Here is an 11,530-nt window from a genome sequence, read left to right as displayed (position 1 = left end):
CGGCCCTCGGCGTGCAGGCGTCGCGGGTCCGCCCAGCCCTGGTCGAGCGCCTCGACGAACGCGGCCCGCGCCTGCGGCAGCAGGGGAGCGCGCCCGCCCGCGTCGAGCACCACCCGACGGACCGCGCCGGGGGCAGTGGTGTGCGTCACACCGCGCTCGTCGACGGCCGGGACCGCGGGGGTGTCGTCACGGGGGCTCACCGTTGCACCGTAGCCCTGACCGGCGCGGTCGTCCGCCGTGCACGGCCCCGCCGCACGTGGTGGACGTGCGCAGGAGACGTGGTGTGACGGTGCTGACACCGTGTCGTCATCCGGCGTCGCGAGGACGAAACGTCGTGGTCGGCGCGCTAGGCTGCACAGGTCGAGGACGAAGGTCCCGGGTGACGACCGCCAGCAGCGGGGTCGAGCGCTGACGGGACGTGAGTGAGAGGTCCCCCGTGCACCCGGAACACCCCCGCCGGACGCGCCGCCCGGCCCTGCTGACGGCAGGACTCGCGGCCGTCGTCGTGGTCGCCCTGAGCGGTTGCTCCGATGAGGTCCAACGTGGCTGGCTGCCCGGCTCGTCGGACGCCGAGATCACCGACCAGACCGCCCGGATCGTCAGCCTGTGGCGCGGTTCGTGGATCGCCGCCCTCATCGTCGGCCTCATCACCTGGGGCCTGATCCTGTGGTGCGTCGCGGTCTACCGGAAGCGCAAGAACGACGACGTGCTCCCCGTGCAGCTGCGCTACCACGTGCCGCTCGAGGTCATGTACGTGATCCTGCCGATCTTCATGGTCGGCGTGCTCTTCTACTACACGAACCGTGACGTCACGGCGCTGCAGGACACCTCCGCGGAGGCCGACATCCACGTGCAGGCCATCGGCAAGCAGTGGAGCTGGGACTTCAACTACCTCGACGACGGCGCGTACGAGACGGGCCAGCACGCGCAGGACGTGGGCGGCAGCTCGGGCGCCCTCGCGGACCAGGTGACGCTGTACCTGCCGGTCGACGAGCGGGTCGAGTTCACGCTGGACTCGCGTGATGTCATCCACTCGTTCTGGATCCCCTCGTTCCTCTACAAGATGGACATGATCCCGGGGAAGACCAACACGTTCCAGGTGACCCCCACCGAGGAGGGCACCTACCTCGGCAAGTGCGCGGAGCTCTGCGGCGAGTACCACTCGTCGATGCTGTTCAACGTGAAGGTCGTGTCCCGCGAGGAGTTCGACGCGCACATCCAGGAGCTCAAGGACAAGGGCCAGGAGGGCTCGCTGGGGCTCGAGTACAGCCGCCTGCAGGACGTCGACAGCGTCAGCAGCAGCACCACGCAGGAAGAGAGCGACCACTGATGGCCACCGCCGTGGAGAAGATCCCCGGACTGGCGCCCTCGCGCCAGACGCTCGGGCGCACGGTGATCAAGTGGATCACCTCCACCGACCACAAGACGATCGGGTACATGTACCTGATCACGTCGTTCGTGTGGTTCGCGATCGGCGGGATCCTCGCGCTGCTCATCCGCGCCGAGCTGTTCACGCCCGGCATGGAGGTGTTCTCCTCCAAGGAGCAGTACAACCAGGCGTTCACCATGCACGGCACGATCATGCTGCTGCTGTTCGCGACGCCCCTGTTCGCCGGCTTCGCCAACGTGATCATGCCGCTGCAGATCGGCGCGCCGGACGTCGCGTTCCCGCGGCTCAACATGTTCGCGTACTGGCTGTTCTTCTTCGGCGGCCTCATCGCCGCCGCGGGCTTCCTCACCCCGCAGGGCGCCGCGTCGTTCGGCTGGTTCGCGTACGCACCGCTGTCGAACACCGTGTACTCACCCGGTGTCGGCGGTGACCTGTGGGTCTTCGGCCTCGCGCTCGGTGGTTTCGGCACGATCCTCGGTGCCGTCAACTTCATCACCACGATCGTCACCATGCGTGCGCCCGGCATGACGATGTTCCGGATGCCGATCTTCACCTGGAACACCCTGGTGACGTCGCTCCTGGTGCTCATGGCGTTCCCGCCGCTGGCCGCCGCGCTGTTCGCGCTCGGTGCCGACCGCCGCCTCGGCGCGCAGGTGTTCAACCCGGAGAACGGGGGCGCCATCCTCTGGCAGCACCTGTTCTGGTTCTTCGGGCACCCCGAGGTCTACATCATCGCGCTGCCGTTCTTCGGCATCGTCACCGAGATCCTCCCGGTCTTCAGCCGCAAGCCGATCTTCGGCTACAAGGGCCTCGTCTACGCGACCATCGCGATCGCCGCCCTGTCCGTGACCGTGTGGGCGCACCACATGTACGTCACCGGCTCGGTGCTGCTGCCGTTCTTCGCGTTCATGACGATGCTCATCGCGGTGCCGACCGGCGTGAAGTTCTTCAACTGGATCGGCACGATGTGGCGCGGCAAGCTCACGTTCGAGACGCCGATGCTCTGGACGATCGGCTTCCTCGTCACGTTCCTCTTCGGGGGCCTGACGGGCATCATCCTGTCCAGCCCGGCGCTCGACTTCCAGCTCTCCGACTCGTACTTCGTCGTGGCGCACTTCCACTACGTCGTCTTCGGCACCGTCGTGTTCGCGATGTTCGCGGGCTTCTACTTCTGGTGGCCCAAGATGACCGGCCGGATGCTCGACGAGCGGCTCGGCAAGATCCACTTCTGGCTGCTGTTCATCGGCTTCCACACGACGTTCCTCGTGCAGCACTGGCTCGGCGTCATCGGCATGCCCCGCCGGTACGCGGACTACTCACCCGACGACGGCTTCACGTGGATGAACCAGCTCTCCACGATCGGCGCGGCCGTGCTCGCGGCGTCCACCCTGCCGTTCCTCTGGAACGTCTACGTGACGTGGCGCAACGCCCCGAAGGTGACCGTCGACGACCCGTGGGGCTACGGGGCCTCGCTCGAGTGGGCGACGTCCTGCCCGCCGCCGCGGCACAACTTCACGTCGCTGCCGCGCATCCGCTCCGAGCGTCCCGCGTTCGACCTGCACCACCCCGAGGTCGCGGCGATGGACTACGTCGAGCCCAACCCCGGTCCGTTCGACTGGGAGGCGGACCGCCGCGGCGAGACCGAGGTCGCGGTCGACCGCGTCGTCGAGGGCAAGGGCGAGCCCGAGCAGTCGTCCACGACGATCGTCGAGGACCGTCCCCAGGACCGTCCCGGCAGCGACAAGGAGGGTGACCGGTGAGGCTCGAGGCGAAGCTCTTCCTCTACGGCCTGCTGTTCTTCATCCCGGTCGGTCTGATCTACGCGCTGTGGAGCGACGGCGAGCCCGTCGGCACCGTCGGCATCCCGCTCGTCGGCGGCCTCGTCGGCATGATCGGTGCCTACTTCGCGCTCCTCGCGCGGCGCATCGACGCCCGTCCCGAGGACGACGAGTTCGGCGAGATCGAGCAGGGCGCCGGCGACCAGGGCGTGTTCAGCCCGTGGAGCTGGTGGCCGCTGGTGATCGGCGCCGCGGCGGCCGTCATGTTCCTCGGCCTCGCGATCGGCTTCTGGGTCGCGATCATCGGCGCGATCCTCGGCGTCATCGGCCTGGTCGGCTGGGTGTTCGAGTTCTCCCGCGGACAGCACGCGCACTGACCGGTCCCTGACCGCACGACGGCCCCCTCGGTCCTCGCCCTGAGCGACCGCGGGGGCCGTCGCACGTCCGGGCGCGCCGGCGCTGTCCCCTCGTCGACCGGCGCGGCGTCGCGCGCGGCGCGGGGGAGCCGCGACCGGGGCGGAACGTCGCCCCTCGGGGCGCCAGCGCGTCGCTCATCGGCCCGCGGTACGTCGTCATCCGGGGCGCCAGCGCGTCGCTGACCGGCCCGCGGTACGTCGTCATCCGGGGCGCCAGCGCGTCGCTCATCGGCCCGCGGTACGTCGTCATCAAGGGCGTCAGGGCGTCGCTCGTCGCCCGAGAGGCGCGACGTCCACGTAGGCGCCGTCGCGCAGGAGCGGCACCGCCACGCTCGTCCCGACCTCGGCCGCGACCGCCACGTCGGACGCGAAGCCCGCGTCGGTCAGATCCACCCCGGTGCGGCTCAGGCGCAGTGCGCGCCCGGGCCGACGGGCGACCTCTCGCCAGGCGGTCAGCGCCGCAGCGGCACGGGGCGACGCGACCGCAGGAGCGGCGGTCGTGAGGCTCTCCATGACCGCACCAGCGCCCCAGACGTCCTCCGGCGCCTGGCGGACGCTCCCGTCGGCCCGACGCTCTCCTGCAGGCACGAGGGCGACCCGGAGCGGACGCGTGATCTCCGCCGCGGTGGCAGCGATCCACGCGGCGACCGACGACGCGTTGCGCAGCGACGCCGCCACCACGGCACGGTCGTCGGCGCCGAGCAGCCGGCTCAGCGTCGAGCCGTTCGGCGACGGCAGGACGAGCCGTCGCAGGCCGGCCGCCGCCCGTACGGAGCCGGGCGACAACGACACGTCGCCCGGGCGCGCCTCGGAGCGACGCACGGCGAGCACGGCGTCGTGCTGCGCGGCGAGCGTCGCCGCGTGCACGTTGTACGCCGCGCACGGCAGCACGGTGACGCCGCGGTCCGCGGCGACCGACACGGTCGTCGTGAAGGACAGCACGTCCACGACGACAGCCACGTCGACGTCGGCACCCAGGGAGCGGGCGCCCGACGGACCCCACACGAGCCGCACGTCGACGGGCACCGCGTTGTCTCCGCTCACCCGCCCCTTCCTACCACCGTGCCGCCCGGTGCCGTCCGGTGGCGTCCGGTGCCGTCCGGTGGCGTCCGCGCACGACGAAGGCCGCCCACCCCCGCGGACGGGAGCGGACGGCCTCCTGGCGACGCGAGCGTCAGGCGGGGACGATGAGGCCCCGCGTCTGGGTGCGGGCGCGGTCGAAGCGCGCGGCCGCGTCGGCCCAGCTGACGATGTTCCACCACGCCTTGACGTAGTCCGCCTTGACGTTGACGTAGTCGAGGTAGAACGCGTGCTCCCACATGTCGAGCACGACGACGGGCACGAGACCGAGCGCGATGTTGCTCTGCTGGTCGTACAGCTGCACGATGACGAGCTTCTCGCCGATGGAGTCCCACGCGAGGATCGACCAGCCGGAGCCCTGGATGCCGATCGCGTTCGCGGCGAAGTGCTTCTGGAACGCCTCGAACGAGCCGAAGAACTCGTCGATCGCGGCGGCGAGCTCGCCGGTGGGCTTGTCGCCGCCCTCGGGGGACAGGTTCTGCCAGAACACCGAGTGGTTCACGTGACCGCCGAGGTTGAACGCGAGGTTCTTCTCGTGCAGGTTGACGGCGGCCAGGTCGTCCGCCTCGCGGGCGGCGGCGAGCTTCTCGAGGGCCGTGTTGGCACCGGTGACGTAGGCCGCGTGGTGCTTGTCGTGGTGCAGCTCCATGATCCGGCCGGAGATGTGCGGCTCGAGGGCCGCGTAGTCGTACGGCAGGTCCGGAAGCGAGTAGTCAGCCATGCGTGAGTACCTCTCCTGCGTCGGTGCACGACCGTTCTGGTACGGCCGGGCGGGGTACGAAACGGATCGGGCGGCCCGCCGTTACGGCGAGCCGCCCGACTCCACGGTCAACTCTGGTCCCGGATCAGCGATTCCGCGTCTCGGGGGACGTCTCGTCCTGCGGATCGACGAGGTGCTGGCCACCACCGGTGCGACCGGACGCGCCGGCGAGCTCCGGGGTGCCGTGCGCCTCGGGGGCCGCCTCGACCTCGCCGTGGTGCCCGTGCGCCGCGTGCGCGGCCTCGAGCTCGGCGGGGGTCACCGGCTCCACGCGGTCCTCGTAGAAGACCTGCGAGAGCCGCTGGCGGATCGTGTCGCGGCGGTAGCCCTTGCGGCGGACGCCACGCGAGTCCTCGGCCGGCTCGATCTCGAGCGGGCGGATGGCCTCGTGCTGCACGCGCAGCCAGCGCTCGTGCGCGTCGAGGGGCTTGTGCACCTCGATGTACTCGCCGCTCGCGAACCGCACGATGCGACCCGTCTCGTGCCCGTGCAGGACCAGCTCGCGGTCCTTGCGCTGCAGGCCGAGGCAGATGCGCTTGGTGATCCAGAACGCGAACCAGGGGCCGACGAACAGCAGCACGCGGAAGACCCACGTGATGTCGTTGATCGACAGGTGGAAGTGCGTCGCGATGAGGTCGTTCGAGCCGGCGAGCACCAGGATGAAGAACGCCGTGAGCAGCGAGACGCCGAACGCGGTGCGGAACGGGCGGTTGCGCGGGCGGTCGAGCACGTGGTGCTCGCGCTTGTCGCCGGTCGCGAACGCCTCGATGAACGGGTACAGCGCCAGCAGCGTGAACAGGATCCCCGGCACGACCATCGCCGGGATGATCACGTTGAGGCTGACGGTGTACTGCCCGAGGACGAACTCGGCTTGTCCTGGCATGAGTCGCAGCGACCCTTCCAGGAACAGCATGTACCAGTCGGGCTGGGCTCCCGCGGACACCGGCGACGGGTCGTACGGGCCGTAGTTCCACACCGGGTTGATCGACATCGTCGCGCCCATGAGGGCGATGACGCCGAACACCACGAAGAGGTTGAAGAGCAGCTTGCCGGCGTACACCGGGAGAGCCGGGTAACCGACCACGTTGTTGTTCGTGCGGCCCGAGCCCGGGTACTGCGTGTGCTTGTGCATGACCATGAGCACGAGGTGCAGGCCGATGAGCGCGAGGATCAGCGCGGGCACCAGCAGGACGTGCACGGTGAACAGACGCGGGATCAGGTCCGTGCCGGGGAACTCGCCGCCGAACACGAAGTACGACATGTAGCTGCCGATGATCGGGATCGCCTTGATGACGCCGTCCGTGATCCGCAGGCCGTTGCCGGACAGGACGTCGTCCGGGAGCGAGTAGCCCGAGAAGCCGGCGGCGAGACCGAGGATCAGCAGCACGAAGCCGACGACCCAGTTGATCTCACGCGGCTTGCGGAACGCACCGGTGAAGAACACGCGCATCATGTGCGTGACGATCGCGGCCATGAAGATGAGGGCCGCCCAGTGGTGGATCTGCCGCATGAGCAGACCGCCGCGCACCTCGAACGACAGGCGCAGCGTCGAGGCGAACGCCTCGGACATCTCGACGCCGTTCATCGACGCCCACGGGCCCTCGTAGTGCGTCTCGCCCATGCTCGGGACGAAGAACAGCGTGAGGAAGACGCCCGAGATGAGCAGCGTCACGAAGCTGTACAGCGCGATCTCGCCGAGGAAGAACGACCAGTGGTCGGGGAAGACCTTCCGGGCGAAGAACTTGACCGCGTGGCCGAGACCGGTCCGCTGGTCGAGGTAGTCGGCGGTCGCGCCGACGGCTCGCGCACCCGCCGACGGCGGGGTCGTGGCCTTGGAGGTGGTCGTGGTCGTCACGTCAGGCGCTCCCAGAAGCTCGGACCGACGGGCTGGTGGAAGTCGCTCTGAGCGATCAGGTAGCCCTCGTCGTCCACGGTGATCGGCAGCTGCGGCAGCGGTCGCTTCGCGGGACCGAAGACGACCTTCGCGCTGTCAGCGACGTCGAACGTCGACTGGTGGCACGGGCACAGCAGGTGGTGGGTCTGCTGCTCGTAGAGAGCGACGGGGCAGCCCACGTGGGTGCAGATCTTCGAGTAGGCGACGATGCCGTCGTACGACCAGCCCTCGCCCTGCTCGGACACGATGTCCCGAGGGTCGAGCCGGATCGCGAGGACGACCGCCTTCGCCTTCTCGTCGAGCGGGTGCTCGGCCTCGTCGAGGTCGGCCGGCTGGACGTGCGCGACCGATCCGATGGTGAGGTCCGAGGCCTTGATGGGGCGACCGGTCGGGTCGTACGCGAGCCGCGTGCCCTTGCGCCACATCGTGTGCTTGAACTTGCGGACGTTCCAGTCCTCGCCGACGTTGCCGACGATGGGCAGGACGATCGCGAGCGGGAAGAGCGCGATCGCCGTGACGGCCGCGCCGATGATCGCGCCGCGGCGCGTGAGGCCCGAGTCCTCGGCGCCGTCCTTGAGCATCTGGACGGCGATCTCGCGCGTCGCGTCGTCGGTGCGCTGCGGGTGGCGCTCCTCGACGTACTCGCGGTTGCTCATCAGCACCTTGATGTAGTGGCTGCCGCCGATGCCGATGCCCAGGAGCGAGATCGCGAGGCCGAGGCCCAGCGCGAGGTTGGAGGTGCGCATCGACTCGGGCGTCTCGCCCGGGGGGAGCGCGAAGTACGCGACGATGAAGCCGATCGTGGCGAGGATCGACAGCGTGAACAGCAGGAGGACCTGCCGCTCGACGCGCTTGGTCGCGCGAGGGTCGATGTCCGCCTGGCGGTGGACGTGCTCGTGGACGCCCGGGTCCTCGAAGCGCTGGGGAGCGCCGTCCGCGCCGCGGACGTCCAGCTCGGTGTGGGGGTCGTGCGTGCTCACGAGGACTTGGCTCCGATCCAGACCGACAAACCGATGAGCAGGCCGAGACCGACGACCCACGCCCAGAGGCCCTCGCTGACCGGGCCGAGCGAGCCGAGGTCGAGGCCACCGGGGGAGACGTCGCCCTGCTCGTTGATGAAGGCGATGATGTCGCGCTTCTCCTCGGGCGTGATGGTCGCGTCGTTGAACACGGGCATCGACTGCGGGCCCGTCTGCATCGCCTCGTAGAGGTGACGCGGCGAGGTCTCCCAGAGGTTGGGCGCGAACTTGCCCTGCGACAGCGCGCCGCCAGCGCCGACCGCGTTGTGGCACATGGCGCAGTTCGTGCGGAACAGGGCCATGCCGTTGGCGACGTCGCCCTGCGCGGGGTCGACCATGTCGTCCGTGGGGATCGCGGGACCGGCGCCCAGCGACGCCACGTACGCGGCGAGCTGCTCGATCTGCTCGTCGTCGAACTGCACCGGCTTGGCCTGCGCCTGCGGGCCGTTCATCTGCATGGGCATGCGGCCCGTGCCGACCTGGAAGTCGACGGCCGCGGCGCCCACGCCGATGAGCGACGGCGCGTCGTCGGTGCCGCCCGCCGAGGGACCGTGGCACGTGGCGCAGTTGGCCTGGAACAGCTTCTCACCGGTGGCGACGTCGTCGGCCGTGGCCGTCTTGGGCGCGGCGTCCGCGGACGTCGGGGCCAGGACGGCGTACAGGCCGCCGGTGAGCAGCAGCGCCAGCAGGAGCAGCACGATCGGCGCACGCCGATCGTGCCTGCGGGCTGCGAGTGCCTTCACGGATCGATCCTCGTCTCGCACGTGGGGGATGGGGGACTGGGTGGCGGGGCGAGCCGCCGGGCGTCAGCGGATCAGGTAGATGACCGCGAACAGCGCGATCCACACGACGTCGACGAAGTGCCAGTAGTACGACGTCACGATCGCGGTGGTCGCCTCGTGGTGGCCGAAGCGCTTCGCCGCGAACGACCGACCGAGCAGGAAGAGGAAGGCGATGAGACCGCCCACGACGTGCAGGCCGTGGAAGCCGGTCGTCAGGTAGAACACCGAGCCGTACGGGCTCGACGAGATGGTCAGGCCCTCGTGGACCAGCTCCGCGTACTCGAACACCTGGCCGCCGATGAAGAAGGCGCCCATGAGGTACGTGAGCACCATCCACTCGTTCATGCCCCAGCGGTTCACCTGGAGCAGCGAGCCCGTGCGCACCGGCTGGAACCGCTCGGCGGCCCACACGCCCATCTGGCACGTGACGGACGACAGCACCAGCACCGAGGTGTTGATGAACGCGAAGGTCAGGTTGAGCTTCTCGGTCTGCGCCGCCCACTCGTCGGGCACCGCTGCCCGGAGCGTGAAGTACATGGCGAAGAGGCCGGCGAAGAACATGAGCTCGCTGGCGAGCCACACGATCGTCCCCACCGACACCGGGTTGGGTCGGTTGACGCTCACGTGAGGCGCGGTGCGAGGGGCAGCCATGGCGGTCGACACGACGTCATTATGGCTGATCGCCGCTGCGCATGGGTCATTGGGCCTACCTCGTGGCGCGCGGTATATGTCACACCGTCACGATCCTCGGGGCGTCGGACGTGGTCAGGGGGCCGTGCGTCGCGCGTCAACACGCGGAACTCGCCGTGCGGCGGCGGACGGCACGACCTCTCACGCGCGCGTCTGCGCGTCTCGCGGCGTGCGGGCGGGGCGGCGACTCGTGCTAGGGCTCGCCCGGCACGGGCCGCGACGATGGCCCGGCGAGCAGCCCGGTCGTGCCAAGATGCCCCTCGGACGCACGTCGACGACGAGTGAGGGACGACCATGAGCACGGCCCAGCCCGACCACGCACAGACCGCCGCCGCCTCGGGACCCCGGGTCCTCCTCTACAGCGACGACGTCGACACGCGCGCCGAGGTGCGGCTCGCCGTCGGTCGCCGGCTCGGCCGGGGCGAGCCCGACATCGACTGGGTCGAGGTCGCGACGGCCGACGCCGTCATCACGACCACCGAGGCCGGCGGGATCGACCTGCTCGTGCTCGACGGCGAGGCGGACAAGGTCGGCGGCATGGGCCTCGGGCGCCAGCTCAAGGACGAGATCTACCGCTGCCCCCCGGTGCTGCTGCTCACCGGACGCCCGCAGGACGCGTGGCTCGCGTCGTGGTCGCACGCCGACGCGGTCGTCAGCCGGCCGCTCGACCCCGAGCAGCTGCACGACGCCGTCGCGTCGCTCGTCGGCCGACGGACGCTCGCCGGATGAGCAGCGCGCGCACCTGGTCGGACCTCTTCGCGACCCTCGTCCGACGCGAGGACCTGACCCGCGAGCAGGCCTCGTGGGCGATGGACGAGATCATGCGCGGCGAGGCCGACCCCGCGCGCGTCGCCGCGTTCCTCGTGGTGCTGCGCGCCAAGGGGGAGACCGTCGACGAGCTCCGCGGCCTCGCGGACCAGATGCTCGAGCACGCGATCCGCATCGAGGTCCCCGGCCGCACGGTCGACATCGTCGGCACGGGCGGCGACCGCGCGCACACCGTCAACATCTCGACGATGTCGGCGCTCGTCGTCGCGGGCACCGGCCTGCGCGTGGTGAAGCACGGCAACCGCGCCGCGTCGTCGTCGTCCGGGTCCGCGGACGTGCTCGAGGTGCTCGGCATCCGTCTCGACCACGAGCCCCGGCGCGTCGCCGACATCGCCCTCGAGGCCGGCATCACGTTCTGCTTCGCGGGCCGCTTCCACCCGGCGATGCGCCACGCGGCCGCGGCCCGCAGCGCGCTCGGCATCGGCACCGTCTTCAACTTCCTCGGCCCGCTGTCCAACCCCGCGCAGCCCGCGGCGTCGGCGATCGGCGTCGCGGACGAGCGCATGGCGCCGCTCATCGCGGGCGTCTTCGCCGACCGCGGCAAGGACGCCGTCGTGTTCCGCGGTGAGGACGGCCTCGACGAGATCGCCGCCACCGGCACGACGCGCGTCTGGGAGGTCCGGTCCGGCCAGGTCGACGAGCACGTCGTCGACTGGGCACGCGACCTCGGGCAGACGCACGTCGACCTCGAGGACCTCCGCGGCGCCGACGCGGCGCACAACGCCGAGGTCGCGCGTCGACTCCTCGCGGGCGAGCCCGGCGCCGTGCGCGACACCGTCGTCCTCAACAGCGCCGCCGCCCTCGTCGCGGACGGCACCCTCCCCGGGATCGGCGAGGGCTCGCTGCTCGAGCGCCTCGACCGTGCGACCGCGATCGCGCGGGAGTCGATCGAC

11 protein-coding genes and 1 pseudogene are annotated in these 11,530 nt (G+C 70.4%); 5 read left to right on the top strand and 7 right to left on the bottom strand.

Features of this window, described 5'->3' with window-relative positions:
• Window positions 1–149 (bottom strand): annotated as a pseudogene (locus tag HGA02_RS03170) (aminotransferase); the annotation flags it as partial.
• Window positions 150–436: 287 nt separating this feature from the next.
• Between HGA02_RS03170 and ctaC the strand changes: the two are divergent.
• From ctaC to HGA02_RS03155, 3 genes are read left to right on the top strand one after another with little or no spacing between them, the layout of a single operon-like run.
• Entirely contained in the window at window positions 437–1,330 is an 894-nt protein-coding gene (gene ctaC / locus HGA02_RS03165; RefSeq protein WP_168677515.1) for an aa3-type cytochrome oxidase subunit II, read from the top strand.
• Window positions 1,330–3,150 (top strand): aa3-type cytochrome oxidase subunit I, encoded by a 1,821-nt coding sequence (gene ctaD, locus HGA02_RS03160; protein ID WP_168677512.1) that lies wholly within the window; start codon window positions 1,330–1,332, stop codon window positions 3,148–3,150. Before ctaC ends, ctaD begins: the two co-directional genes overlap by 1 nt.
• Entirely contained in the window at window positions 3,147–3,545 is a 399-nt protein-coding gene (locus HGA02_RS03155; protein WP_168677508.1) for an aa3-type cytochrome oxidase subunit IV, read from the top strand. The genes ctaD and HGA02_RS03155 overlap by 4 nt, the downstream gene beginning before the upstream one ends.
• Before the next feature lie 297 nt (window positions 3,546–3,842).
• Here HGA02_RS03155 and HGA02_RS03150 read toward each other — a convergent pair whose 3' ends face one another.
• The 6 genes from HGA02_RS03150 to ctaE form a co-directional block, all read right to left on the bottom strand.
• A complete protein-coding gene (locus HGA02_RS03150) occupies window positions 3,843–4,628 on the bottom strand; it encodes a 2-phosphosulfolactate phosphatase (protein ID WP_168677505.1) in 786 nt (261 codons plus the stop codon).
• A 130-nt stretch (window positions 4,629–4,758) separates the two neighbouring features.
• The gene (locus HGA02_RS03145; RefSeq protein WP_168677503.1) at window positions 4,759–5,385 is read right to left on the bottom strand and encodes a superoxide dismutase; all 627 of its coding nucleotides are present in this window, start codon (window positions 5,383–5,385) and stop codon (window positions 4,759–4,761) included.
• A 124-nt stretch (window positions 5,386–5,509) separates the two neighbouring features.
• Window positions 5,510–7,279 (bottom strand): cytochrome bc1 complex cytochrome b subunit, encoded by a 1,770-nt coding sequence (gene qcrB / locus HGA02_RS03140; RefSeq protein WP_162352194.1) that lies wholly within the window; start codon window positions 7,277–7,279, stop codon window positions 5,510–5,512.
• Window positions 7,276–8,298, bottom strand: coding sequence for a cytochrome bc1 complex Rieske iron-sulfur subunit (qcrA, locus tag HGA02_RS03135; protein WP_168677501.1), 1,023 nt, complete (start codon window positions 8,296–8,298; stop codon window positions 7,276–7,278). Before qcrA ends, qcrB begins: the two co-directional genes overlap by 4 nt.
• Complete coding sequence (gene qcrC, locus HGA02_RS03130) at window positions 8,295–9,080, bottom strand: cytochrome bc1 complex diheme cytochrome c subunit (RefSeq protein ID WP_168677499.1); 786 nt, start codon at window positions 9,078–9,080, stop codon at window positions 8,295–8,297. Before qcrC ends, qcrA begins: the two co-directional genes overlap by 4 nt.
• Before the next feature lie 63 nt (window positions 9,081–9,143).
• Window positions 9,144–9,770, bottom strand: a complete 627-nt coding sequence (gene ctaE, locus HGA02_RS03125; RefSeq protein WP_168677497.1) for an aa3-type cytochrome oxidase subunit III — start codon at window positions 9,768–9,770, stop codon at window positions 9,144–9,146.
• 333 nt (window positions 9,771–10,103) lie between these two features.
• On the opposite strand from ctaE, the gene HGA02_RS03120 reads away from it, so the two are divergent.
• On the top strand, window positions 10,104–10,538 hold the full coding sequence (locus HGA02_RS03120) for a response regulator transcription factor (protein ID WP_168677495.1): 435 nt from the start codon (window positions 10,104–10,106) through the stop codon (window positions 10,536–10,538).
• Window positions 10,535–11,530, top strand: a 996-nt coding sequence (gene trpD, locus HGA02_RS03115) for an anthranilate phosphoribosyltransferase (RefSeq protein WP_168677493.1), incomplete at its 3' end; no start/stop codon positions are given. The genes HGA02_RS03120 and trpD, both read left to right, overlap by 4 nt.

Origin of the sequence: Cellulomonas septica (genome assembly GCF_012396155.1) — a bacterium.
Classification (GTDB): Bacteria; Actinomycetota; Actinomycetes; order Actinomycetales; family Cellulomonadaceae; genus Cellulomonas; species Cellulomonas septica.
The sequence above is the reverse complement of the archived record's forward strand: the minus strand, read 5'-3'. Positions and strand labels throughout refer to the sequence as shown.

Bases quoted from the DNA above. Each gene is read 5' to 3' on its own strand.
- ctaD (WP_168677512.1), top strand. From the start codon at position 1,330: ATGGCCACCGCCGTGGAGAAGATCCCCGGACTGGCGCCCTCGCGCCAG.
- HGA02_RS03145 (WP_168677503.1), bottom strand. From the start codon at position 5,385: ATGGCTGACTACTCGCTTCCGGACCTGCCGTACGACTACGCGGCCCTC.
- ctaE (WP_168677497.1), bottom strand. From the start codon at position 9,770: ATGGCTGCCCCTCGCACCGCGCCTCACGTGAGCGTCAACCGACCCAAC.
- HGA02_RS03120 (WP_168677495.1), top strand. From the start codon at position 10,104: ATGAGCACGGCCCAGCCCGACCACGCACAGACCGCCGCCGCCTCGGGA.